Consider the following 23,953-nt stretch of genomic DNA (forward strand, 5'->3'; position numbering starts at 1 on the left):
CGTCGTCAACGTATTCCCCCATGCCCACGGAGCATCCGGGAGATGCGGGACGCCATGCTCTGAAAGCAACGCAGGCTATTTGGGCGCACCTGTCCGTCGCCCCCTGGAACAGTTCGATTTTCTCCATTAGCAAGAGGGAACGTGAATGAACGCAGGTAGCAATCGAGAACTCTGGGATCCTGCCAGACAAGCGATGTCCGCTGAAGAGCTGGCCGCTGTACAGAGAACCGCTCTCGAAAAAATGTGGCGGCGCATCTGGGAACAACCGATTCCCTTCTACAAGAAGAAGTTCGAGGCGGCTGGCCTGAATGCAGAGGAAATGCCGCCCCTGGACGAGATCCCGCGCACTATCAAAGACGAACTGCGCGCCGACGATGCGGCCAACCCGCCGTGGGGCACTTGGCGCGGCGTGGCTCTCGAGCAGGCCACGTCAGTAACGGCTTCCGCTGGCACGACGGGGAAGCCCATGATGTACCTGCGCACCTTCAAAGACGCCGACAAGATGTGGTCCGCAATTACGCGGTACTGGTGGCGTATGGGGTTGCGTCCCTATGGCCGCATGACCCATAGCTGGCCGGGAGGAGTCTATAGCGGAGCAGGGGGGCACGTGAACGGCCTGCGACCGCTCCCCGCCATGGAGATTCCAGTTGGTCCGCCCATATCCGTGGACGTGGCCGCTGAACATCTGATGATCTGGCAGGCCCTCAAGCCGACTGCCTATATGACTACTGGATCGCAGCTGCACATTTACGAAGAGGCCGCCAAAAAGATCGGAATCGATCTAGGTGAACTTTTCCGCGGTGCATCCATGGCTATCATCGAGGCGAGTTGCCAGTTCGAGGGCCCGCGCAAGCGTTTCGAAGAACGCTACAACGTCCGCATCTTCAACACCAGCGGCTCCTCGGAAATCCCGGCCGGCGCTGTAAGCGACTGCCGCTTCCATACCGGCTTCCATACCCTCCCCGATCTGGCCATCGCGCAGGTGTGCGACCCGGTCACCGGCAAGGAGGTTCCGGAAGGCGGACGCGGTCACTTGGTATGGACCAGTCTGGATACCGACGCATTCTGGCTGCGCTACGACGTCGAAGACATCGTCGAGCGCGTTCCGGGCTCCTGCCCCTGCGGGGAGATCGGGTTGCGCTACCGTTTGCTTGGGCGCAAGTCCGACATCTTCCAAGCGGGCGACCGCATGCTGTTCCCCCTGGACGTGCAGTTGGCACTCGATCCGCACGGGGCGCCTGAATTCGTGATGATCAAGTCCGACAAGCAGGACGGAGTCATGCGTCTGCGAATCGAGTGCGAGGGGTCGCCGAATTCCCTGGTCCAGATCCTGGAGAAGGAGTTGGGCGTCAAGGTGGAAATCGAGCCCGTGGCGGTCGGCTCCCTACCCCGCTCCGCCTTCAAACCCAAGCGGACTTGATGAACCGAAACACCGCCTAAGGGAAGGCTCTGGCCCTTCCCGCAACGGACCTCTAACACAGGCCGGGATTTTTGGATAAACAACCTTTTCGAGGGGCTTCATGACTGAGAGTGCATATCGGACCATTCGTCTGCACGCCTTGGGAGACATCCTGCGGGAACATCGACGTTCCCGGCGGAATTTTAGGGCCTTGGTAGAAGGCGACGTCTGCTATACGTACGAACAGTTCGACGTCCGGGTCAATCGCCTGGCCAACCTCTTGCGTGCCAAGGGCATGCGAAAAGGAGAGCGCCTGCTCTGGATGGGCCAGAACTCCCATCGGCTGCTGGAATGCTTGCTGGCTGCCGCCAAGCTCGGCGCCATCTGCTGCCCCGCCAACTGGCGCATGAGTGAAAGCGAGATGGCTGCGGTGATAGAGGACTTCGCACCTCACGTCATCATCTGGCAAGAGGCGGAAGTGGGCGATACCGTGCGAGCCGCGCGCGGCAAGGTTAAGGACGAGCACTGCTGGATACAGCATGACAGTGACGGCCCCGACAGCTACGAAGCTCTGCTGGCTATCCAATCTGACCGGGACGACGAGGAGCGCATAGAGCCGGAATTGCCGGTCCTGGCCGTCTACACGGCCGCTTTCGGCGGCCGGCCCAGCGCCGCCCTGATCACCCACTCAGCAGTCATGTACCAGAACTTGATCATCGGGCGGGTGCAGGGTGTGGACGAGAGCAGCGTGAATCTCAACTCCGGCCCCATGTGTCATATAGCCACCCTGATGACGACCCTGGCCGTGTTCCACCACGGTGGCTGCAATGCGTTCATCGCGCGCATGAACGCCGAAGACGTGCTGAAGTGCATCGAAAAAGAGCGGGTTACCCACGCCTTCCTCCCGCCTCCCACCATCGAACAGATCCGCGCCATCAACGCCGAAGGCAAGTACGACGTGAGCAGCTGCTGGGCCACCGCTGACGCCCAGGAGTACAACGGCAATCCCATGGTGGCCCCCGCCTCCAGCCCCTGGGGCCGGAATTTCGGCGGCTATGGCCAGACCGAGGTGATGGGCATGTTCTCGATGCGCGCTTTCGGCGGCAGCACGATGGCGGGGCGCCCCATCTCCATGGTTCAGGTACGCATCGTAGATGAGACCGGGCAGGATGTGCCCCCCGGCGAGACCGGCGAGATCGTGGTGCGCGGGGCCTTGGTGATGTCGGGCTACTTCGATCGGGACCGACCCGGCGAGGAGAACGAGACGCGCAGCCGCGACGGTTGGCACCACACCAACGATCTGGGCAAGCGAGAGGAAGATGGCTCCTTGGTCTTCGTAGGACCGAAAACCACCATCATCAAGTCGGCTGCGGAAAACGTCTACCCGGCTGAAGTGGAGAACTGTCTACGCACGCATCCTGCGGTGGCCGATGTCTGCGTCATCGGGGTGCCCGATCCCAAGTGGGAGCAGAGCGTCAAAGCCGTGGTGGTGCTGCGCTCTGACGCCAGCGCCACACCGGAAGAGTTGATCGAGCACTGCAAGGCCCGCATCGCTAGCTACAAAAAACCGCGCTTCGTCGACTTTGCCGATGCCCTACCCAAAGCAGGGTTCGTCGTCGATCGCAAGGCCGTGGATGCGGCCTTCGGCGGCGGCGGTTACCCGAAGGCCCATTAGAGGGACGGGCCATCGAAGGGGTCGTCACACGAAAGGACGTGAACACCCTGAACGAAACCTTGTCCGCTGCGGTGTCGACGGGGACGAACGACCGAAAGGAAAGGAGTAGATGTGCATCTGAACATTGAGGATTTGATGATCCGCGCCAACCGGGCTGTCCGGGACTGGATACCGGAGGCGAGCATCACGGCCGTGGAACCCCTTCGGGGGGGGGCATCCAGCCTGACCTACCTGGCGACAGTTCGGGGCGGCCCGGCGAGCGATGAGAATATTGTACTGAAGGTGGCGCCGCCCGGCGTCAAGCCGGTGGGGAACCGGGATGTGCTGCGTCAGGCCCGGCTGCTCGCTGCTTTGGAAGGAACGCCAGGTCTGGCGGTACCCCGAGTGTTGTTCGCCGACGCCGGTGCGCCGGTCGAAGTGCCGCCTTTCTTCGCCATGAGCTTCGTGGCTGGGGATTCCTTCGAACCTCATATCGACGTTCCCGATAACCCCAATCCCCCCGGCATGCCCCCGGCGGTCGAGATCGAGGGGCGCGCCCGCTCGGCTGCTCGCATGCTGGCAGCGCTCCACGGCGTACCCCTCCAGGCCAAGGGCCTGGGGGACGAGCCGGAAATCGCGTTGTCAGCTGAAGTGGAGCGCTGGGTCAAGCTATTCGCGACAGTGGACGAGGACCTCAAGCCCGGTTCAGTGGAGGTCGGTAACGCCCTCATAGCCTCCCTGCCGGCACCCGTGCCCTCCTGCCTCACTCACGGCGACTACCGCCTGGGCAACACGTTGTGCAGGGGAAACGAGGTCGTGGCGGTTATCGATTGGGAGATCTGGTCACGCGGAGACCCACGGGTCGACCTCGCCTGGTTCCTGCTCACCGCCGATCCTAAAGTGCATCCCTCAGCGGTACGGGACGCGCCGGGCATGCCCCGGCCGGATGTCCTGCTCGGCGAGTACGAGGCCGCAACCGACCGGCGAGTGAGGGATCTAGGCTGGTTCCAGGCCTTGGTGCTGTTCAAGCTGGCGTCGATCAGCGCCCAAATCGCAAAGCACAAGCGGCGGGGTGGTGACCCGACCGGCGAGGGAGCGCGAGCGGCACAAGAGATACCGACCATGCTGGAGCGCGCGCGCGCACAGCTGGCTAACTAGCAAGGAGAAATGAAATGGCATGGGAATTTTGTACCGACCCGGACTTCCAGAAGAAGCTCGACTGGATGAAGACTTTTGTTAAGGAGGAGATCGAACCTCTGGAGGTGTTGTGGCCCGAGCTGCACCACGCGAAGCCGTCACCCTGGTTGCGTCCTGTGATCGACCCCCTCAAGGCGCGGGTGAAGGAGATGGGGCTGTGGGCTACCCACCTGGGGCCAGAGCTGGGCGGCAAGGGCTTCGGCCAGGTCAAGCTGGCGCTGATGAACGAGATCCTGGGGGCCTACAATTGGGCGCCCACCATTTTCGGTGTGCAGGGCCCCGACACCGGCAATGCCGAAGTGCTGGCCCATTACGGCACCGAAGAGCAGAAGGCCAAGTACCTCCAGCCCTTGTTGGAAGGCGAGCTCTTTTCCACCTTTTCCATGACAGAACCGCAGGCCGGGGCTGATCCCTCGTATCTCAAGACGCGAGCCGTCCGGGATGGTGATGAATGGGTCATCAACGGAGAGAAGTTCTTCGCCTCCAATGCCAGCAATGCCGCTTTCATCGTCTTGCTCGCGATCACCGACCCCGACGTCAAGGTGACTAAAGGGGCCTCAATGTTCCTGGTCCCGACCGACACGCCGGGATTCGAGATCCTGCGTCAGACCTGCGTCATGGGCGGTGAGCACGACATGGATACAGAGGCGTGCACCCATCCCCATGTGCGCTTCGACAACGTCCGAGTGCCAGCCGAAAACTTGATCGGCGCACCGGGTGAAGGCTTCCTGATCGCGCAGACCCGGCTCTCCGGCGGCCGTATCCACCATGCCATGCGCACCATCGCCATCTGCCAGCGCGCTCTGGATATGATGTGCGAGCGCGCACTGTCCCGCAGCTCCTTCGGCAGCCTGATCAGCGAGAAGCAGACAGTGCAGCAGGCGATCGCCGACTCCTACGCTGAGATCCAGCAGTTTCGCCTTTACGTGCTCTACACGGCATGGCAGATTGACCAGGCCAAGGAATACAACTCGAACATTCGCCGCGATATCGCCCTCTGCAAGACCTTCGCCTATAAGCTTCACCGGGACGTTGTGGAGCGTGCAGTGCATATTCACGGCGCCTTGGGCTGCTCCAATGAGATGCCCCTCGGCCGTATGTGGATGGAAGCGCCCACGCAGGGTGTCATGGACGGACCTTACGAAGTACACCAGGCAACGGCGAGCCGTATCATTCTGCGAGACTATCGTCCATCTCCCGGCCTTTGGCCGACGGAGTGGCTCCCCGGAAAGGTGGAAGAGGCCAGCAAGAAACACGCGAAAGCGCTGGCGGAACAGGCTGAGTACGAACGGATTCACGGGAGGAAGCGATGACAGCCGCCGCCAAGCTTTTTGATTTGACCGGAAAGGTTGCGCTGATTACTGGCGGTAGCCGGGGGCTGGGTCGGGCCATGTCCCTGGCCTTCGCTGCAGCCGGCGCCGATGTGGTGGTCACCAGCCGCAACCTTGAGAGCTGCCAGGCGGTTTGCGCCGAGATCGAAGGCATGGGCCGCCAGGCCCTGCCCTACGCCTGCCATGCAGGTCATTGGGACGAGCTGGAGGGTTTGGTAGAGGCGGCCTATGCGCGCTTCGGCAAGGTCGACATCCTGGTTAACAATGCCGGCAAGTCGCCTCTGTTCCCTGGTCTCTCCGATGTGACCGAGGCCATGTGGGAGAGCGTTTTCTCGGTGAACCTGAAGGGGCCGTTCCGCTTATCGGTATTGGTGGGCAATCGCATGAAGCAGGGCGCGGGCGGCTCCATCATCAATATTTCCAGCATCGGTTCGGAGCGCCCCGAGCCCTTCATTGCCCCCTACTCCGCCGCCAAAGTGGGCTTGAACGCGATAACCAAGGCGCTAGCGCTGGACCTGGGCCCTAAGGTGCGGGTGAACTGCATTCTGCCGGGCGGTTTCCTCACGGACATCGCCAAGGCCTGGGACATGGACAAGCTGAACGAGGCGGCAAAAACCTTTGCGCTGCAGCGTTTCGGCCAACCAGACGAGATTGTTGGCACGGCGCTCTATTTCGCTAGCGATGCATCGAGCTTCACCACCGGCGCGCTGCTGCGCGTCGATGGTGGTGTTCTTCCTTGATCCGTAGAAGAGAGGAATGAAGGGGATAGCATGAATTTCGAGGGAAAGAACGCTATTGTCACTGGCGGCGCCCAAGGGCTGGGTTTCGAATGTGCCCGGCGCCTGGCCGCGGCCGGAGCCAGAGTTGTCATTGCCGATCTTAATCGGGAAGCCGGCGAACAGGCGGTGGCACAGTTGCATCACCAGGGGGCGCAAGCACTCGCACTTGTTTGCGACGTCGCCAATGCTGAAGCGGTGAACGCCATGGTGACGGAAACTGTGGCCGCCTGGGGCGGTATCGATGTGTTGATCAACAACGCTGGTGTGCATTGCTCCGAGAATTTTCTTGATACCAGTGAACAGGAGATCGATCGCCTCTACAGGATCAACGTCAAAGGCACCTTTCTGCCCAGCCAGCACGTCGCCCGTCATATGGTGCAGACGGGGCGGCGTGGCCGCATAGTCAATATTTCCTCGATTCAAGCTGTCCTTGCCACCTTTCACACAGCTTATGGCATGAGCAAGGCAGCAGTGGGCGGATTGACTCGCTCCATGGCGATATCTCTCGCACCACACGGAATCCGTGTGAATGCCGTGGGCGCCGGGCCGATGAGGACACCGATGATGGCGGCAGGCCTTGCGGCCAACCCCGCTTTGGAGCAGGTAATGCTCAATCGGACGCCACTAGGCCGCTTCGCTGATCCCAGCGAGATGGCCAGTGTCGCTTGTTTTCTTGCGAGCGATGATGCGAGTTTCATGACTGGGCAGACTGTCTATGTCGACGGCGGTCGGCTCGCCCAAAACTTCGCAGTTCCCGTATCGCAACCCACTCACGAGTCACACTGATTATGACAATGAGTCATTTGGGGGAAGGCGTGGGTATAGACAAGAAGACCCCTTGGCAGGAACGCTCTTGGTATCGTTGGTATGCCTTGGGGTTGCTGACACTGGTCTATGTTCTGCACTTCGTGGACCGCACAGTAGTATTTGCGATTCTCGAACCCATCAAGCACGAGTTTGATCTCACCGACACGCAACTCGGCTTCTATTCGGGACTGGTGCACTCCCTCCCATATGCCCTCGCCGGCATTCCAATGGGTATGCTCGCGGATCGCGTGAATCGCCGGAACCTCCTTGCCGTGATCATCATCATCTGGAGCGGGCTTACCGCGCTCAGCGGAGTGGCGCAAAGCTTTCTTTTCCTCGTCGTTGCGCGTCTTTGCGTCGGTGCGGCAGAAGCCGGTGGTACGCCATCCGCCATGTCGATGCTCGCAGACTTGTTCTCGCTGCGGCGGCGTTCGACGGCGATGGGGATCTACATGCTAGGGACACCACTCGGCATAACAGTCGGCTATCTCTTGGGGGGCCTTGTCGCCGCCCAGTTCGACTGGCGCATGGTGTTCTTCATTGCCGGTGTTCCAGGCATAGTGCTTAGTCTGCTACTGCTTCTTACTCTGCGCGAACCGGTGCGTCAGGAGCTCATAACGCTGGACAAACCGCGGGGCCACGCGGATTTCAGCCCTCTTGTGACCCTGCGTTTCATGGCACGAAGCCCAGCGCTGTTGTTCGTTGTCGCAGGCGTGGTGTGGGGCACTTTTGCCAGCGGAACCGTTCTCGCATGGGTGGCCCCCTTCCTAATGCGATCGCACGGCTTCTCGGTGGCCGAGGCCGGCTTGGCGATCGCTCTTGGCTATGGCCTCGCCGGCGCATTGGGCACGGTGATCGGCGGGATCCTGGCAGACCGTCTTGGCGCAAGGGATGTGCGCTGGATCCCCGGGTTGAACGCGATCACGTCTCTGATCATAGTTGCCGCTGGCGCCGCGATGCTGCTGGTGCAGGACAGTTTCTGGTGCATTGTCTTTCTAATGCTTTTCGGCATCGGCGTGTCGATGCAATACGGGCCGGGTCACGGATTGTTCCAAAGTTTGCTTGGCGCCGAGATGCGGGGCAGAGGCACCGCAATCCTGTTTATTTTGATCGCGCTGATCGGTGCAGGCCTCGGGCCGCAGTTCACCGGTCTTCTCAGCGATTATTGGGCTGCGTCTTTCGGGGTGGATTCTCTCCGTTACGCCATGTTGACCGGAGCTGCTTCCGGCCTGCTGACGGCAATTTTCTTTCTCGCCGCCATGCGTCATGTGCGCGAGGGCATCAACGAAGCGGGTAGGAACCGTGATTTGATGAAGCCGGCATCGCAAGCGAAGGGTCATTTTGAAGCCGACCGTGGCTGACGCCGATCGGCCAACAAGCCATCGCACTGATCGAGCCGGACTTTGAGGCCCGGTTCGCCTCGATCGGTGCTTCCAGCGTCAAGGCAATGGACGGCGCGCGGGGCCAGGCCCGCTCAAGGCGGTGTACTTCTGGCCGGTCTAGGGCAACCTACCCCGATTCTCCGGACACATTGCATGGCAACATGTGTCTAGGAGGAATCGATGCGGACCGGAAGGAAGTTCGCGGACGCGGTCAAGCGCGAGGCGATTGGCAACGCAGCCGGGCATGACGGCGACAGCGGCGGCCCGAGATCTGGGCCTCGAGCGCAGCGTGCTGCGCCGATGGGTGTTGAATGCGGAAGGAGGTCGCACCGATTTGACGCCTGGCAGGTCTCTGAAGAGCGACAGCCAAGCCGAATTTGAGCAACTGCGGCGCGAACTGGCGCGAGTGAAGATGGAGCGCGATGTTTTTAGATAAGCGCTCGGCTACTTCGCGAAGGACCCGACGTGAAGTTCGGCTTCGTTGCCAAACACCGGCCGGTGTGGCCAATTCGGGTTCTGTGTGAAGTGCTCGGGATTTTCCGCAGCGGTTTTTACCAATGGTTCAATAGGCGGCCAAGCCTGCGTACCCGCGCCAACGAGAAGCCCGCGGGGCTGATTCGGCAAAGCTTCGAAGCGAGCGATCGGACCTACGGTAGCCGACGCGTTTGGCACGACGTACTTGCCAGGGGCGAGCACTACGGCATTCATCGCGTTGCTCGCTTGATGAGGGCGGCCGGGCTGGCTGCGCGCAAGAAGCGTCGTCGCTCACCCAACGTTGCGGGGCTGCGGCCCCAACACAGCATTGCACCGAAGCTACTTCAGCGAGAGTTCGAGGCGGATGCGCCGAACAAGAAGTGGCTGGCCGACTTCACGTACCTATGGACCGACGAAGGCTCGCTATACATTGCCGTTGTGCCGGATCTGTACTCGCGAACAATTGTCGGCTGGACTCGGCCAGGAACCGGCTTGTCGCGTCGACGAATCCACGCCGCGATGCCGGAAACAGCTCTTCGCCAGCCATCCATTGCGGTCGCCTTTCCCTACCCTTCGGACGTAGACAACGACGCCGGGGAGTTACCGGTTACGCTTCGCCTCGGCGAGAACCTCGGCAAAGGCCGGGTTGACGGAGGCAATGGCAGCGGACAGGCGAGCGCCGGAGCGGTCGGAGGAGGCAGGTATGGCGTAACCGGTTTCGTCCAGGATGTGGTTCATCTCTGCAAGAACCGCTTCCGGTGTCATGGTCTCCGCGCGGAACACGGTGCCCGGTGTCTCGCCGACGAAAACGCGGGTGACCAAGCCGCCGCCGCAGTGGAACATCTCGCCGTTCACCGGGCAATCGGCATGCGCAAGCACGGCGACCAGGTTGCTGACGAATATGGGCGGCGCAAAGTCGGCCATGACGGAGGGCATGCCCATGGCCTGGGACGTACCGGTCCAGGCCACGGGCCCCACCAGGTTAACCTTTATGCCGAGAGCCTCGCCTTCGGTCGCCAGCACTTTGGTGAGACCCATCAGGGCCGATTTGGCGACGCTGTAGGCTTGATCCTTGCGTCGACCGAAGAAACCGGCCCCGGACCCGGTAATGACGACCCGGCCATAGCCTTGGGCGACCATGAGTCGCCAAGCGGCATGGGCAACGTTCCAGCCGCCCAAGGCATTGACCCGCATGATCCGCTCCAGATCCTCTGCCCTGGCATCGATGAAGGAGCCCAGCTCGGCAAACGTGCTCGCGTTGTGGATGATCGCGTCCAGACGGCCGAAGCGCTCGCCGACGGCGTCCACCATCGCCCGTACCTGTGCAGCGTCGCCGACATCGCAGCAGGCGGCCATCGCATTGCCTCCGGCGGCATGGATCTGCGCGACCACCGCATCAGCGGGGGCCGGGTCATTGCCGTTTTCGCCGCGTAAGCCCCCGCCGTAGTCATTCACCACGATCTTTGCGCCGCGGTCGGCAAGGAAAAGGGCGTGCTGGCGGCCGATGCCGCGGCCGGCGCCGGTGATGAGCACGACCTGATCGTCGAATCTAAGCATGGCTTCTCCTTGAATGAGGGGTAATCAGTGGAAGAAAATCGTGTAACCACCATCTATGGCGATGGTCTGGCCGTTGATGTAGCCGCCGGACGGAGAGGCAGCGGGCTCATGGAACTGGGCAGCCACACTTCCCTCGACAGAGACTTCCTTTCCCTCAGCTACGAGCGAATTCCTTTCCGGACGTCGAGGGCATCGCCCAGTTCCCGCATGTCCTTCACGGTTTCCAGGTGCGTCACCGAGTCCACGATCCTGTCGGCGCGGGCGCGGCCGAGATGCGGCTCTACGCAATCGAGGAACTTCTCGACAAGGTCGTCCCAGCTCATCGGGTTCTTCGGATGCCCCTTGGGGAACTCGACAGTGCGGGACAAGCGTGTTCCATTGCGCAGCGCGATCGTTACCGTCTGCTTCAGGAGGTTCCCCGGCGCATCGTCGGGCATGTGCACATAAGTGACGCGCTTCAAGAGATCCTGCGCCTGGGGTCGCGCCACCATTTCGTCAGTATAGGTTTCCAGCGAAATCCGCCGATCCAGCAGCGCGGCCGCCAATGAATATTCCATGCTGAACTTCCCTTCGAAACCCGTCGTCGGCCGATGGCAGTGCAACAGTAGCTCGTCGACGTACTTCCTCGTTTCCGTCACGATGCCTTCCACATCGGTCGCGTCGATATCGTGGTCTCTCGCCAAGCCGAGCACGGCTTCGATACTGGTATGCGTGGCCCCGCACGCGGGGTAGAGCTTGGGGCACAACGGCCCGGTCTCCTCCTGCATATCGGCGACCGCCCAGTAGGATCCTAGATCCTTGACGAGCGCCGCGACATCGGGCGTCTCGCCGGCACGCACATGGGCAAGCCCGTGCGGATGCGTTTCGAAGACAGTCTCGTGCGCCGTTAGGCCGCACTGCGCCAGCAGAGCTGCTTGCACTCCATTCATCGCGCCGTAGCCTTCCTGATAGGACGTGGCATGGGTGCCATGGGAAAGCGTCAAGCCGAAGCTGCCGCAGCTGGCGATGCCGAATGCGCATCGCATCTGTGCGTCATTGAGCTTCAGAGCGCGGCCTGCAATTGCAGCGCTGGCAAAGCTGCCGTTCGCAAGCGACATATCGGCGCCGCGGAAGAATGCCGCGTCACCGCCGGCCTTATGAGCGCGCAGGCCAATCTCGTGGGCAACGAGGAAAGCGGCGATCGCATCTTGCCCGGACATCGGCACGATGTCCGCCATTACGAACAGGGCGGGCACCAGCACCGCTGACGGATGACCCTTCCAGCCGGTACAAACGTCGTCCAGATCCAATGCGCGTGCGGACGTTCCATTGAGCAGCGCGGCATAGGGCGGCGACGTATCGAATGCATGCCCCCAGACGCGAGCGGCGGGCTTCCCGCCCATCTCTTTGACATAGTCGACCAGAATGCGGGTCGGTGGCTCCACCGCCCCCGCCACCGCCACGCCGAGGGTATCGAGAATGCTACCCTTGGCGATCCGAATCGCTTCGACGGGCAGATGTTCGTAGCGAGTCGTCAGCACGAACTTGGCCAATTCCGCTGTGCTCATGATCGGGTCTCCCTACACCCAATTGTGTTCAATTCGGCACCATATTCCCGGCAAACCGCCCTTGCGGCCTAGCCGGAGATCAAAGTTCCGAGTTCGTCATAGCGTTCTGCAGCCATCAAGTCCACATAGCGCCACGACGGCTCGAATGAGGGCCTGTTGCGCGTAGTGACCGCAGGCGGAGCTGCGTCGACGGCAGAATTGACACTTCGGAGAATGCAGTCGCGGACAGCGCAATCGATAACGCTAAGACGGCCCGATGCACGGCCTCCATTGCGACATGACTGCGCATTTTTCCCCTCTGGATTTCAGTTCATAGAACCGATCAGACGGAGAGCAGGGTGACCACGCAGGCACCACCCAGGCCCACGTTATGCTGGAGACCCACTTTCGCGCCTGTCACCTGCCGCTCGCCACACTCGCCTCGGAGTTGGCTGACCAGTTCGGAGATTTGCGCCAGGCCGGTGGCGCCCAGCGGATGGCCTTTGGAGAGGAGACCGCCGGAAGGGTTGACGACGAGCCGGCCACCGTAGGTGTTGTCTCCATCCAGGATGAATTTTTCCGAGCCACCTTCGGGCACCAAACCCAGCGCTTCCTGGGAGATCACTTCGTTGGCGGTGAAGCAATCGTGCAATTCCACCACGTTCACGTCCCCGGGCCCTATGCCCGCCATCTTGTAGGCGCGCTCGGAAGCCTTGCGGGTCATATCGTAGCCCACCAATGTCATCATGCTCTTGGCGTCAAGGAATGACTGGCCGTCCGTCGCAAGGCCTTGGCCGGCGATTGTGACAGTGCGCTTGAGGCCCTTGCTTTTCGCATAGTCTGCGGAGACGACGATGGCTGCGGCAGCGCCGCAGGTGGGCGGGCAGCATTGCAGGCGAGTGATGGGGCCAAAAAAACTAGGGGAAGCGAGTACGTCGTCCAGCGTGATCGGCTCGCGGAACACGGCCAAGGGGTTCAGCTTGGCGTGGCGCCGAGCCTTGACCGAGATCTGAGCAAAGGTCTCGTTTTTCATTCCGTACTTACGCTGGTATTCAACCCCGGCGCCCCCGAAGAGCTGGGCAGCCATGGGCACATTGTCGAAGCGACCCTGAATGGCCTCGGCTTCCCGTTCCAGGACGAAGGAAGGCGCTTTGCGGTCGGTCCAGCCGCCAGCAGGCACCCCCGGCAGCATCATCTCGAAGCCTACCGCCAAGGCGACATCCACCGCGCCGGCCTCGATGGCCTGGCGGGCCAGGAACAGGGCACTCGAGCCGGTCGCGCAGTTGTTGTTCACGTTGATGATGGGCACGCTGGTCAGGCCCACCCGATAGAGGCCCGCCTGGCCGGAGCAGGAGTCGCCGAAGACATATCCGGCGTAGGCCTGCCCCACCTCGCTGTAGTCGATCCCGGCGTCAGCCAGGGCCAACCGCACCGCCTCCTCGGCCATCTCGTCGTAGGACTTGCTCTTTCCCGGCTTGGAGAAGGGAATCATGCCCACGCCCGCGATCACTGTCTTCGCACTCATGCTGCCGCTCCTTGGAATTCGAAACTGATAGATAAGAAGTGCGTATTTCTGAACACAGTTCTAATATTAATCTCCTTGACGTCGATAGCGCAAGCTTGGAAGCGAATGCGAGCCTCGGTAGGACGTTACCAACATTCCCGTCAATATCGTCATATAAAGAGACAGTACGCGCATGAAATGCAAACGGCGGAGAGCCGCAGGGCGACTTCCGCTTCATGCTCCACGACGCGCTCGACCTTCCTCGGGCCGCACCACCGTGTTTCGCGAGATCCTCAAGCGTCTACCGCGACGCGCGCCAGATCACCTCCCCAGCGACAGCCCACTTCCGACCGGATCCCCAGCGGAAGGGAGCAATTCCAATTGCGAACGGAGGACAAGAAGCGAAGCAATCGTCGCAGCCGATTGGTTACGTTCACTCACCAGTGAATGAGCAGGAAACGCCTTTATCCGTTCAACCGGCCCGCCTAAAGTGCTTACCAGCTCGCACCCGGTTGCCAGTGCGCGTGCCTGTCACAGTTCCGAGACATCAAGAGGAGTAAAGAATCATGGCTTACGATTACCGTGTCATCGACGTGGATCAGCATCTGGAGCATGCACCCAAGGTTTGGGCGCCGTACGTGCCCGAAGAATACCGTTCCCTGGTAACCGAGACCGTATGGGGGATCGGTATGGGGCATGTCTACGATTTGTGGATCAATATGCAGGCCGGACGTTGCCGTCCGATGGACATTCGCCCTCTTGCCGAACCGCCCCACGAGATTTCCCCGGGAGCGCACGGTGATTACAAGGATCGGCTGCGGGAGATGGACCTGGACGGTATCAGCGCGACGCTCCTGTACTGCGGGACGCCGGTGGGCGGAGAGTTGCCCAAGATCAAGCACACGGCAGGACGCGAGGCGTATTTGGCGCTAATTCGCGGCTTTAATGATTGGCTGTCCGACTTTTGCGCACCTTGTCCGGAGCGGCTGTTTGGCGTAGCCCTGATTCCCGGCACGAATGTCGACGACGCCATTGCGGAGCTGCGTCGGGTGCGCAAGCTGCCTGGGATCAAGTGCGTCGTCAACCTCGGCTTTCCTTCCGGGCAGGGCAAACTCACGGCGGACGACGACCCGTTCTGGGCTGAGGCGCTGAACTTGGGCATGCCGATCACCATCCATGGCAGCGTCAATGGACCGTGGTGGGCGCGAGGCATCGCTGACTGGACCAAGCGGGAATTTGCCCTGTGGAACATCGGCCGCATCGACTCGGTCACCGGCGGCCCCTTGTGCGCGGCGGAGTTGATCATCTCCGGCCTGTTCGACCGTTTCCCGGAGCTGATGTTCAGCATCTCCGAGTGCGGCGCTTCCTGGGTGCCGTATTTCATGTGCAACATGGATCACTACTACTACAAGCATCGGTACTGGGGAGGGTTCACGGAGCTCAAGCACGCGCCCAGCGAATACATCCGGCGCGGCCACCTGCAATTCAACACGATCTTCGATCCGGCCGCGATCCGCCTGCGCGATGAGATTGGGCTGGGTAACATCAATTACTCCTCCGACTTCCCGCATGTCGCCTCCGACTGGCCCGAAAGCCAGAAGGGCATCAACGCTATGCTCGACGGCGCCCCCCTGGAAGTGCGCGACGCCATTCTCTGGAAGAACGCCGCACGCTGGCTGCACCTGTAAGCCCGCTCATGAGACCGGATCTTTGCCCAAGGCGGCACTTCCGGTCTCATGAATCCTCAAGCCTGTCGGGTAGCCGGCTGTCACCAATAATGGACTCATACACATGACTTGCAGCTATCTTCCTCTCGCCGGAGTGCGCGTCTTGGATATCGGTTTTCTGATTCCTTCGGCGCTCACCAGCCTCAAGCTCGCGACCTTGGGCGCCGACGTGGTCAAGGTCGAGCGACCGGGAGGCGGCGACCGGATCCGTCACATTCCACCTTTCGCGCCGGACGGCGAAAGCCCGCAACATCAGCCCCAGAACCGCGGTAAGCGCAGTATCGCGCTGGATCTGGGTACGACCGAAGGCCGAGAGCTCTTTCTCCGGCTCGCCCGCAAAGCGGACGTGATCATCGAGAACCAGTTGCCCGGAACCTGGCTGAAACACGGAATCGACTTCGCCGCCCTGCGCCAGGAGCGGCCTTCCCTGATCGTCTGTTCCGTCACTGGCTTCGGACAGACCGGTCCCTTGTCCCAGCTTCCCTCCCATGGTCTCAACATGGATGCCCTGGCGGATTGCATGCCCCTGGAGTGGCAAGATGGCCAACCGCGCGTTGGGACACCCTTCACTAGTTGGGGCAACGAAATGGGCTCCACCTACGCCGCAATGGCGATCTGCGCCGCGATAGCCAATGTGCGCAAGGGCGGCGAGGGAGCTTGGGTTGATCTTTCCTGCTGGGACGCCATGGTGGAAGCCCACCGTACCGAGATTGCCATGAGCACGCGTACCGGGGAACGCTTCAACTCCCATGACCACAAGATGGGTCCAATCTACAACACTTATCTGTCGCGCGATGGCAAACCGGTGTTGCTCGGCGCTTTGGAGCCTAAGTTTTGGGCCGCCTTTTGCCGCGGAATCGGACGCGAAGATATGCTCCATTACCACACCGGCGAAGAGATCGAGTTCGGCGCCGACGACGAGACGCTCGGACGGGAACTGGCTGCGATTTTCGTCAAGGAGGACGCCGCAACATGGGAGAAGCGATTCATCGACTGGGATGTCGTGGGTTGCGTGGTGCTGCAGATCGACGAGGTGATGAAGCATCCTCACTTTGCGGCCCGCGGCATCGTCGAGGGCGAAGTCGGACAATGGCCCAACATCACATCCGCAATCCGCTGGCACCACACTGGCGAACGTGCAGGTTCGGGCATGAAGGCGCCACCTGCGGTAGACGCTGATCGGGACTCCGTCATTACCGAATGGCTCTCCGCATAAGGCATGGCAAGTTTCTTATGCCTCGTGTTCAAGCTAAGTAAAAATCCCCTGGCAGAGCCCTAGCCGGTAACTTGACGTGTTGCTGGACGCAGGCTGTTTCGAAGCGGACGAGTGCGCGCCATTCGTCCGCTTTTTCATGCTTGATTCGAGGCCTCCTGCTCGAAGTGGAAGATGTCTTCGAGCGCCACGGGGCCGCGAGCCAATCCCAGGCGCATCGCCGGCGTCTTGCGGTCCGCGTCGCTTGTAATAAGCGCGGAAGATTTCGAGCGCTTGTGCGAAATTCCCCGGCTGATATGCTGCGTATCCGTTCGAGACGCACCTTGCTTGCCGGCGGACGCTATCGCCGTTCAATTAGCAGGACGGTGAGAAACTCGAGATTCCTTCCGGAACTTTCCGCTTTTTCGGCACCGGAAGCGCGCCGTCCCTCATCTCGCGAGGCGTTTTCGCGCCATTTTCCTGCCCTTGGGCAGTTGGCCACACAACAGGCGGATTTGTCCATAGGCGGCCTTCGGCCACATCAGATTGAGCAGGCGCGTGAGGTTGTGGGCGGAAAATGTGAACTCCGCTTGCCCTGACGGCTGCGCATTCCGACGAACCTGACCGGGTGGGTGAATCGCCCCCGATTTGCCCAGCTGATGATGGTGTGAATCGCACCAGGTTTATCCACCACAGCAATCGGGGCTCGCAGTACGTCTCGATCCGCCACAGCAAGCGACTGGCCGAAGCGGGCATTAGCCGTCGGTCGGTAGTCGGGGTGACAGCTACGACAATGCGCTGGCCGAGACCATCAATGGTGGAGCTGTCCCCGTTTGATGGACACCAAGACTGGCGCTGCGGCAGCAAATTATCCACGGGCGAGGACCTTGGAAAAGCGTTGAAGCAACTCGAAGCAGCAATACCGGCACCCATGACGCCGTAGAGGTTGGTGCCGTGCTGCACGCCGATCAGCGACAGAGGAATGGCGGCGCCGCTGTCGTGCATCGAGGCGGACGAGAGCGGCGCCGCAATCGACACGCCGCAGCCGGCGGTGTCCAGATTCAGCTCGTAGCCATTCCAGCTGACTTTGTAGCGCTACCTCACCTCGACACCCGAGCTCTCCAGAACTAGGGGGTCCTTTTGCCAGGGCGCCTTGGTCCTTCGAATGATTTTTCTCAACATTTGCTTGAGAAGCTCGATTTCTGTGTAGCTAAGATCCGTCACCGCGTCTGATTCGATCGCCGCGGACACTGAGGCAATGTTTAGAACGATCTTTGTGCCTGCGTCCGCAAGTTGAACTACCTGATCCGCACCTCCGCTGCCCCGCAGATCAATCAGGTTGCGCTGGGCTAGGCGCATCATGTCTTGCTGCGTCATCTGATAGCCAGACACTCCAACCAGATCCGCCAGCTCATGAGCGGTACAGGGGCTGTTCAAAGCGAGAGCAGCGAGGATGAAGGAGTCCGCTTCAGTCAGATTGAGCCGCGCCAGCTCAGGACGAAGCCGGACCCGCAGGTGATAATAGGTTCGCGCGAACAAGTACCCAAGGGTGTTTCGCCCGAGGTCACTCGACGTGTTTGTCTCTTGGCCCGATAGGTCCGGCTTTTCAACCGCAACCGCATAGCGGCCGCCCAGGAAAACAAGAGTTGGCCTGTCAAAATGTTCAAATGAGACAACTTCCCCTACGAATATGTCGTGATCACCTCCCTCGTAACAGGACACCGTCTTGCATTGGAACCTCGCCGCACAACCTTGCAGCAGTGGGATCTCCTTTTCTCCGCGCTCCAGCACTAGACCGCTGAAACGGTCCATTCGGCTGGCAAAGCGAGTGGCGAGTTCACTCTGGTCGGCTGCCAGGATATGGACTGCAAAATACCCAGCTTGGAGGAATGCCTGTCGGGTCTGAGACTTCTTCGCGAGGCTCCACAGCACCATGGGTGGGTCCAGGGATACCGAGTTGAAGCTGTTGACCGTAAGCCCGACATCGCGGCCGACCTTATCTCGCGTGGTGACGATCGTAATGCCCGTCGCGAAGGAGCCCAGGGCTGAACGGAATTGCTGAGAATCTATGGCCATAGTGGAGTTCTCACCGATTGGTTATCCAGGAGGATCAGCGTGTGAGCCGATGGGGTGGCAAACTGGCATCGCTTGATTTCGCGGGGAGATGGGCGATGCCGAGAAACAAGATTCAATTTCAGAAACGCATGACTTTGGGCGAACTTCGGGCACGACCCGCAACGGAGGCGCAGTGGATAGAACGACACGTCATACGCTCGGGACCGCAGGCACGATCGCGCCCTTGACGGGGCACATGTCCATGCACTGCGGCGTATCGAAGGAACCGGCGCACTCCGTGCACTTGTTGGGATCGATGACGTAGGGTTTGCCGGCGCTGATAGCCTGATTGGGACATTCGGACAGACAGGCATCACAGGCGCTGCACAGTTTGGTGATCATAAGTGCCATGATGGCCTCCTTTTACAGTAAAACTATTCCAGCTCGTTGGGTGGGTCGGGATCGTCGTCCCAGCCCTCTTCAGGCTTGGGGTAGTGTGCCAGCCACCGGTCCAGCTCCCGGACATGGGCTTCCTCGTCGCCGGCAAAGCGCCGGGCCATTGCGCGCACCTCTTCGTTCTCGGCCGAACCCGCCAGATCGGTGTAGAAACTTACGGCACGCTCTTCATGTTGCCGGGCAAGGGTGAGCGCATGGTAAGGGTGCTGCAGGTAATGTATGTCAAGAACGTCGAGAACTTCCGCTCCGTCCAAACCCAATCCGGGCTTGGCCTTGCCGATGTTCTCAGGCACACCCACTTCACGCCGGATCTCGCCCACGTTATAGACATGCAGCCACTCAACGTCGGCCATGCGCCGAAAAAAGTCAGCCATCTCGGGATTGTTATGCTGGGCCATCATGTCGGACAGCTGCGTGTAGCGTCGGGCTGCCTCTCGTTCCATAGCCATGGCATACTCGAACAACTCCTCGAGCGACCGGTTCGGTTTCTGTTTCCCGCTCATAGCGCAAATTCCATTTCCAGCTCACTCATCTTCTTTTCGCAGCCCTTCCGGGACCGGTAGGGTGGCCGGTTGCCCTTGTATAGCACCTGGCCGATGGTCAGGCCGTCGTCGTCCATTAGCCGCTGCGTCGCCGCCTGTATATCCGTGCCCAAGCCCTCGGGAGCCATGCGCACCAGATTCTTCCATTGGCGCTGTTCGGGCCTAAAGGTCACGCAGGGGCTTAATACCTGCACTACCGAAAAGCCCGGGTGTTGGATGGCCTGCACCAGGATTTCAGCGAGATTGGCTGGCTCCCCGCTAAAACAGCGCGCAATGAAATTTGCCCCAGCCGCCAACGCGATCACTAGCGGCTGAAACGAATTGACGCCGGTACCCTCGGGTGTGAGCTCGCTACCCTTCCAGTCGGGAGCGGTAGTCGGCGAGGCCTGCCCCTTCGTCATGCCATACACCTGATTGTCCATGATGATGTAGGTCAGATCGACGTTGCGCCGGCAGGCGTGCAGAAAGTGGTTGCCGCCGATCGAAAACCCGTCGCCGTCGCCGCCAGCCACCAGGACGGTCAGATCGGGACGCGCCAGTTTCAGCCCGGTGGCAACGGGCAGCGCGCGGCCATGCACGCCGTGAAAGCCGTAAACATTCGTGTATGCGGGGATGCGCGAGGAGCAGCCAATGCCCGACACCAGCGCCACCTGCTCGGGTGGCAGCTGCAGATAGGCGAGCGCATTGGTGAGCGAAGAGAGCACCGAGTAGTCTCCGCACCCCGGGCACCAGATCGGTTTGACGGCGGACAGGTAGCTGTCCGAGTCATAGGGGTCTTGGCTCGCGCACCGACCTGACTCACTATTGGTATTCATTTCCACTTGGCTAGCCTCGCGAGGATTTCGTTAGACCGAATCGGCAACGGACCAGGTCGGTTCAGGCATTCGAGCTGGGCGGGCAGCGTGTAGTGCGCTCGCAAATATCGCTGGAACTGACCGCTGTGCGTCTGCTCAACCACGAGCGCCCGCCAAACGCCGGAAAGGGCCGAGGCGAGTTTTTCCGGCTGCACGGGAGCGAGCAGCCGAAGGCTGATCAGACGCAAGCTGCGGCCTTCATCGCGCCATCTGCGCGCCGCTTCGCGGGCGGCGCCTGTGCAGGAACCCCAGGTAATAATGGCGATATCCCCTTCCCCTTCCACGTCGGCCCAGGAAACTCCGTAGTCGTGGAGGGCAAGCTTGCGCTCGCGCTTATCCAGTTGTTGCTGGTGGTCCGCCGCGAGGGAGGACGGCAGACTTGCCTCGTTGTGCTCGAGTCCATCGGCCGTGTACTGACAGCCGGGCGTGCCGGGAATGGCCATCGGAGATATGCCGGTATCAGTCAATGCGTAGCGCTGATACTTGTCTACGGCGGACGCAGCCGCGGTGAGGCGCCGGGTTGGAAAGATCGAGTCGGCCGGTTTATCGACGACTGAGCGCGCTTGCCCGAGGGCCTGATCCGACAGAACGAGAGCAACCGTCTGCAGACTCTCGGCGAGGTGTACCGCCCACTGGGTAGCGAAGAGGCAGTCCGGCACAGAATTAGGCGCCAGCACCAGGTGTGGTGCATCGCCGTGAAGACCGTAGAGCGCGATATTCAGGTCGGCTTGTTCGGACTTGGCGGGGATGCCGGTCGAGGGCCCGCCGCGCATGACATCGACCACCACAATAGGCGTTTCGGAGGCGACTGCAAGGCCGATCGACTCCGTCATCAGCGATAGTCCAGGCCCCGCCGTGGCAGTCAACGAGGGCGTGCCGCCGTATGAGGCGCCGATAATTTGATTGATCGCCGCCAGTTCATCTTCGGCTTGCACGAGGGTGCCACCCACCTTGTCCAACGCCGGGGCCATCCACTCGAGGACCTCAGTGGCCGGGGTAATGGGATAGCCGGCGACGAAACGCACACCGCCCCGCAAGGCTCCCAAGCCCGTCGCTTGGTTGCCCGTGAGGATCCAGCGGGTCTCAGCGCTTCTTCGCGGCCGCGCCAACCGCGGCATCTCAGGTAGGGAGCAGACAGCATCCAGTCCGGCATTGACCGCCGCACGGCTGGCGGCCAGCACCTTCTCTCCTTTATGCCCGAATTGCTTCTCAAGGACCGCATCGACGACCTGACGCGGCAGACTCAGCAGGCCTGCCAAGGCGCCCATGGCCACCATGTTCGGACGCCCGCCGGCAATCGCCTGGCACATCTGCTTCATCGGCAGCAACGCCTGTTGTGCTCCGCTGGCCGCAATCTCTGGCGGCACGTCCCCCTGCTCCGGGTCGCCGATGATCAGGCTGTCCTGAGTGAGCGGCATCTCGGCGGCGAACCTGCCAACGTTCTTCCAGTCCAGCGCAAGCAGTATGTGAAAATGGTCCTCATGCGAGGCGGCGGGGCCGCAGCTGACGCGCAGCTGCGCGGCCGCTTCGCCCCCGCGAATCTGCGCTCCGACCGAGCGCGTCATGTAGGCATACCACCCGCTGAGGCCCGCTGCTTCGAGTAGCAAGCTACCCGTCGAAATGGCCCCTGCTCCGCCGCTTCCGGCGACGATGACCGATAGTGAGTTCACTTCCACTTCAGATCCCTTCGTAAAGCCGAACAGGAAGAAGTCCTCATCTGCGCGCCCCCCTGCCCAACCGGGCGCGCATTAGGCAGAGGTCAGTTGGGAATCGACTCGATGACGATGTCGAGAACCTTCTGGACGTTAGCTTGATCCGGATCGGCGCCGTAGACCTTCTCGACCTCGTATTGCGAGAGTTCGTGCCACACCGCCGGTTGAACGCCGTGGCGCGCCAAGGCGCTCTTGACGCAGGACAGCGCGCAGCCGTCGATGGCGATGATCGGGCGCCCCGACTTGGCAACCTTCACCAGCTTGGGCACGTCCCCTCCCACGCCAGCGATGCAGGACATTTCGGCCAGGTTGCGCCGATCCAGTGCCAGCGCCACATCGTTACTCGTCTGCGCCGCGCTCGAGCAGCCAGAACAGGAATAAACTAACGGGAGCTTCGAACGATCCACAGCGACTGCCTCGGTGCTCATTTGGGTCTCCTTTCAGCGGCTTCAGGGTTACTAGAAAAGTAAGCTCCACCGGAACTTGTGGCCATTCTAGGTAAGCCACTGGCCACGAAAAAGGCGTTTTCTCGTCACTTACTAGTAACTAGAAATAACCAATTCCGAAGAATGGACAGTCGGATAGACTTGGGTGCTTGCACCCCCGGGGCCCCCACAGTGTTGCTACGCACTGAAACTTGTGAATCGCGCCGGGTTTCCTAGACACCCTTTTGCCTCACAGTGAGACGTCCTGGAGGCTCTGTTGGACGGCGGCCAGATCCGGGACCGCCAAGCCGATGGCCGTGCTGCGCCAAATGAACTCGCATTCGACACGTTTTCCAGTTAGCATTACAACGAATATCAAACTGCGATTACTAAGAGCCGTGATCCCGCTTGAGTACCTGCGTGCATTTGAACAGGCGGTGCGTACCGGAAGCTTCACAGCGGCGGCCGACCGCTTAGGCATTTCGCGGCCAGCGGTGAGCAAGAGCATCGCCCAACTGGAGATGCAGTTGGATACCCGGCTTTTCAATCGAACCACGAGGCGCCTGCACCTCACCGCGGAAGGTCGCACGTACTTCGAGAAGGTCAGCGCTGGCCTGGCCCAGTTGGACGAGGCGAGCGAATTGCTCAAAGAATCCAGAATGGGCCCCACCGGCCTGATTCGGGTCTCCTCGATCACCGTCTTTGGCAAGTACTATATCCTGCCTCTCCTCCCGACCTTCTTCTCCAAATATCCCAAGGTCGACCTGGAGATGTCTTTTAACGATGGCATGCCGGATCTTATCGGCCAGGGACTGGACGTTGGCATCGTGCGCGGCAGCAAGAAAGACTCGAGCCTGATTTCACGCCGCCTGTACGAACTGCATGACCTCTTTCTGGTAGCAAGTCCCAGTTATTTGATGGCCCATGGCGTTCCCATGACATTGGCGGATCTGGCATCCCACCAGTTCATTCGGGTTCGCCTCTCGACAGGGGAGGTCCCTGCTATGGAGTTCGAAGCGGTGGATGAGTTCGGCGGCAAGGCCGATCAATCACACCGCGTTCTTCTAAATCCCCAAGGCCGCCTGGTGGTGACGGAACACTTTGACGCCGTCATTGACGCCTCTCTAGCCGGGCTAGGCATCGCGATTTCCCACTTCGGCATGGTAGCGTCTCACCTCGCTGCCGGCGAACTCAAGGTAGTGTTGCCGGACTACCGCATTCGAAGCCTATCCAGCGAAACGCAAGAGATTTTCATCCGGTATCCTCATCGGGAATACCTGCCCCTCAAGATTCGCGTTTTCGTCGATTTTCTGACCGAGCACTTCCGCGGAACGGAGGCGGCGCACCGCGACTTGGCTCAATATGCCGTTCTTGGGTGAG

The 23,953-nt window shown here is 61.0% G+C and carries 19 protein-coding genes and 3 pseudogenes; 12 read left to right on the forward strand and 10 right to left on the reverse strand.

Going from position 1 to position 23,953, the window contains the following annotated elements; translation table 11 throughout:
* The first annotated feature begins 145 nt into the window (after positions 1 to 145).
* The 8 genes and pseudogenes from ToN1_RS02380 to ToN1_RS25005 form a co-directional block, all read left to right on the forward strand.
* Positions 146 to 1,420, forward strand: a complete 1,275-nt coding sequence (locus ToN1_RS02380; protein WP_169206032.1) for a phenylacetate--CoA ligase family protein — start codon at positions 146 to 148, stop codon at positions 1,418 to 1,420.
* A gap of 190 nt (positions 1,421 to 1,610) precedes the next feature.
* On the forward strand, positions 1,611 to 3,074 hold the full coding sequence (locus ToN1_RS02385; protein WP_210147993.1) for an AMP-binding protein: 1,464 nt from the start codon (positions 1,611 to 1,613) through the stop codon (positions 3,072 to 3,074).
* A gap of 111 nt (positions 3,075 to 3,185) precedes the next feature.
* The gene (locus tag ToN1_RS02390; RefSeq protein ID WP_169206030.1) at positions 3,186 to 4,211 is read left to right on the forward strand and encodes a phosphotransferase family protein; all 1,026 of its coding nucleotides are present in this window, start codon (positions 3,186 to 3,188) and stop codon (positions 4,209 to 4,211) included.
* A 14-nt stretch (positions 4,212 to 4,225) separates the two neighbouring features.
* Positions 4,226 to 5,563: an acyl-CoA dehydrogenase family protein gene (locus ToN1_RS02395; protein WP_169206029.1), complete on the forward strand. Its 1,338-nt coding sequence runs from the start codon at positions 4,226 to 4,228 to the stop codon at positions 5,561 to 5,563.
* Positions 5,560 to 6,321: an SDR family NAD(P)-dependent oxidoreductase gene (locus ToN1_RS02400; RefSeq protein ID WP_169206028.1), complete on the forward strand. Its 762-nt coding sequence runs from the start codon at positions 5,560 to 5,562 to the stop codon at positions 6,319 to 6,321. Before ToN1_RS02395 ends, ToN1_RS02400 begins: the two co-directional genes overlap by 4 nt.
* A 30-nt stretch (positions 6,322 to 6,351) precedes the next feature.
* A complete protein-coding gene (locus tag ToN1_RS02405) occupies positions 6,352 to 7,146 on the forward strand; it encodes an SDR family NAD(P)-dependent oxidoreductase (protein ID WP_169206027.1) in 795 nt (264 codons plus the stop codon).
* Between the two features lie 2 nt (positions 7,147 to 7,148).
* Positions 7,149 to 8,528 carry a spinster family MFS transporter gene (locus ToN1_RS02410; RefSeq protein WP_210147994.1) on the forward strand — a complete coding sequence of 460 codons (1,380 nt, stop codon included), beginning with the start codon at positions 7,149 to 7,151 and terminating at the stop codon, positions 8,526 to 8,528.
* Between the two features lie 201 nt (positions 8,529 to 8,729).
* Positions 8,730 to 9,500 (forward strand): annotated as a pseudogene (locus tag ToN1_RS25005) (IS3 family transposase); the annotation flags it as partial.
* A 123-nt stretch (positions 9,501 to 9,623) separates the two neighbouring features.
* On the opposite strand, the gene ToN1_RS02425 reads toward ToN1_RS25005, so the two are convergent.
* The 3 genes from ToN1_RS02425 to ToN1_RS02435 form a co-directional block, all read right to left on the reverse strand.
* The gene (locus ToN1_RS02425) at positions 9,624 to 10,580 is read right to left on the reverse strand and encodes an SDR family NAD(P)-dependent oxidoreductase (protein ID WP_169206024.1); all 957 of its coding nucleotides are present in this window, start codon (positions 10,578 to 10,580) and stop codon (positions 9,624 to 9,626) included.
* Between the two features lie 158 nt (positions 10,581 to 10,738).
* Positions 10,739 to 12,127 (reverse strand): MmgE/PrpD family protein, encoded by a 1,389-nt coding sequence (locus ToN1_RS02430; protein ID WP_169206023.1) that lies wholly within the window; start codon positions 12,125 to 12,127, stop codon positions 10,739 to 10,741.
* 322 nt (positions 12,128 to 12,449) lie between these two features.
* Positions 12,450 to 13,631 (reverse strand): lipid-transfer protein, encoded by a 1,182-nt coding sequence (locus ToN1_RS02435; RefSeq protein WP_169206022.1) that lies wholly within the window; start codon positions 13,629 to 13,631, stop codon positions 12,450 to 12,452.
* A gap of 545 nt (positions 13,632 to 14,176) precedes the next feature.
* On the opposite strand from ToN1_RS02435, the gene ToN1_RS02440 reads away from it, so the two are divergent.
* The 3 genes and pseudogenes from ToN1_RS02440 to ToN1_RS25010 form a co-directional block, all read left to right on the forward strand.
* A complete protein-coding gene (locus tag ToN1_RS02440) occupies positions 14,177 to 15,298 on the forward strand; it encodes an amidohydrolase family protein (protein WP_169206021.1) in 1,122 nt (373 codons plus the stop codon).
* Between the two features lie 142 nt (positions 15,299 to 15,440).
* Positions 15,441 to 16,553 (forward strand): CaiB/BaiF CoA transferase family protein, encoded by a 1,113-nt coding sequence (locus ToN1_RS02445; RefSeq protein ID WP_169206020.1) that lies wholly within the window; start codon positions 15,441 to 15,443, stop codon positions 16,551 to 16,553.
* A 661-nt stretch (positions 16,554 to 17,214) separates the two neighbouring features.
* Positions 17,215 to 17,435, forward strand: a pseudogene (locus ToN1_RS25010) (hypothetical protein); the annotation flags it as partial.
* On the opposite strand, the pseudogene ToN1_RS02455 reads toward ToN1_RS25010, so the two are convergent.
* The 7 genes and pseudogenes from ToN1_RS02455 to ToN1_RS02485 all read right to left on the reverse strand — a co-directional run.
* Positions 17,434 to 17,621 (reverse strand): annotated as a pseudogene (locus ToN1_RS02455) (IS5/IS1182 family transposase); the annotation flags it as partial. The pseudogenes ToN1_RS25010 and ToN1_RS02455 overlap by 2 nt on opposite strands.
* A gap of 3 nt (positions 17,622 to 17,624) precedes the next feature.
* Positions 17,625 to 18,605 (reverse strand): flavin reductase, encoded by a 981-nt coding sequence (locus ToN1_RS02460; RefSeq protein WP_169206019.1) that lies wholly within the window; start codon positions 18,603 to 18,605, stop codon positions 17,625 to 17,627.
* 189 nt (positions 18,606 to 18,794) lie between these two features.
* Entirely contained in the window at positions 18,795 to 18,995 is a 201-nt protein-coding gene (locus tag ToN1_RS02465) for a 4Fe-4S binding protein (RefSeq protein WP_169206018.1), read from the reverse strand.
* A gap of 23 nt (positions 18,996 to 19,018) precedes the next feature.
* Positions 19,019 to 19,543 (reverse strand): ferritin-like domain-containing protein, encoded by a 525-nt coding sequence (locus ToN1_RS02470; protein WP_169206017.1) that lies wholly within the window; start codon positions 19,541 to 19,543, stop codon positions 19,019 to 19,021.
* Positions 19,540 to 20,286, reverse strand: a complete 747-nt coding sequence (locus ToN1_RS02475) for a thiamine pyrophosphate-dependent enzyme (RefSeq protein ID WP_244860946.1) — start codon at positions 20,284 to 20,286, stop codon at positions 19,540 to 19,542. The genes ToN1_RS02470 and ToN1_RS02475 overlap by 4 nt, the downstream gene beginning before the upstream one ends.
* Positions 20,287 to 20,393: 107 nt before the next feature.
* Positions 20,394 to 22,112 (reverse strand): 2-oxoacid:acceptor oxidoreductase subunit alpha, encoded by a 1,719-nt coding sequence (locus ToN1_RS02480; RefSeq protein ID WP_169206016.1) that lies wholly within the window; start codon positions 22,110 to 22,112, stop codon positions 20,394 to 20,396.
* 83 nt (positions 22,113 to 22,195) lie between these two features.
* A complete protein-coding gene (locus tag ToN1_RS02485; RefSeq protein WP_169206015.1) occupies positions 22,196 to 22,576 on the reverse strand; it encodes a putative zinc-binding protein in 381 nt (126 codons plus the stop codon).
* 308 nt (positions 22,577 to 22,884) lie between these two features.
* Here ToN1_RS02485 and ToN1_RS02490 point away from each other — a divergent pair, with 308 nt between their 5' ends.
* On the forward strand, positions 22,885 to 23,952 hold the full coding sequence (locus ToN1_RS02490) for a LysR family transcriptional regulator (protein ID WP_169206014.1): 1,068 nt from the start codon (positions 22,885 to 22,887) through the stop codon (positions 23,950 to 23,952).
* The last annotated feature ends 1 nt before the right edge of the window (position 23,953 follow it).

The sequence above is a fragment of the Aromatoleum petrolei genome (genome assembly GCF_017894385.1).
Taxonomy (GTDB): Bacteria; Pseudomonadota; Gammaproteobacteria; order Burkholderiales; family Rhodocyclaceae; genus Aromatoleum; species Aromatoleum petrolei.

What these genes read in the sequence shown, in the direction of transcription:
- ToN1_RS02425 (WP_169206024.1), bottom strand. Translation starts at nt 10,580, where the DNA reads ATGCTTAGATTCGACGATCAGGTCGTGCTCATCACCGGCGCCGGCCGC.
- ToN1_RS02395 (WP_169206029.1), top strand. Translation starts at nt 4,226, where the DNA reads ATGGCATGGGAATTTTGTACCGACCCGGACTTCCAGAAGAAGCTCGAC.
- ToN1_RS02460 (WP_169206019.1), bottom strand. Translation starts at nt 18,605, where the DNA reads ATGGCCATAGATTCTCAGCAATTCCGTTCAGCCCTGGGCTCCTTCGCG.
- ToN1_RS02490 (WP_169206014.1), top strand. Translation starts at nt 22,885, where the DNA reads ATGGCCGTGCTGCGCCAAATGAACTCGCATTCGACACGTTTTCCAGTT.
- ToN1_RS02430 (WP_169206023.1), bottom strand. Translation starts at nt 12,127, where the DNA reads ATGAGCACAGCGGAATTGGCCAAGTTCGTGCTGACGACTCGCTACGAA.
- ToN1_RS02435 (WP_169206022.1), bottom strand. Translation starts at nt 13,631, where the DNA reads ATGAGTGCGAAGACAGTGATCGCGGGCGTGGGCATGATTCCCTTCTCC.
- ToN1_RS02470 (WP_169206017.1), bottom strand. Translation starts at nt 19,543, where the DNA reads ATGAGCGGGAAACAGAAACCGAACCGGTCGCTCGAGGAGTTGTTCGAG.
- ToN1_RS02380 (WP_169206032.1), top strand. Translation starts at nt 146, where the DNA reads ATGAACGCAGGTAGCAATCGAGAACTCTGGGATCCTGCCAGACAAGCG.
- ToN1_RS02410 (WP_210147994.1), top strand. Translation starts at nt 7,149, where the DNA reads ATGACAATGAGTCATTTGGGGGAAGGCGTGGGTATAGACAAGAAGACC.
- ToN1_RS02465 (WP_169206018.1), bottom strand. Translation starts at nt 18,995, where the DNA reads ATGGCACTTATGATCACCAAACTGTGCAGCGCCTGTGATGCCTGTCTG.
- ToN1_RS02440 (WP_169206021.1), top strand. Translation starts at nt 14,177, where the DNA reads ATGGCTTACGATTACCGTGTCATCGACGTGGATCAGCATCTGGAGCAT.
- ToN1_RS02485 (WP_169206015.1), bottom strand. Translation starts at nt 22,576, where the DNA reads ATGAGCACCGAGGCAGTCGCTGTGGATCGTTCGAAGCTCCCGTTAGTT.
- ToN1_RS02405 (WP_169206027.1), top strand. Translation starts at nt 6,352, where the DNA reads ATGAATTTCGAGGGAAAGAACGCTATTGTCACTGGCGGCGCCCAAGGG.
- ToN1_RS02400 (WP_169206028.1), top strand. Translation starts at nt 5,560, where the DNA reads ATGACAGCCGCCGCCAAGCTTTTTGATTTGACCGGAAAGGTTGCGCTG.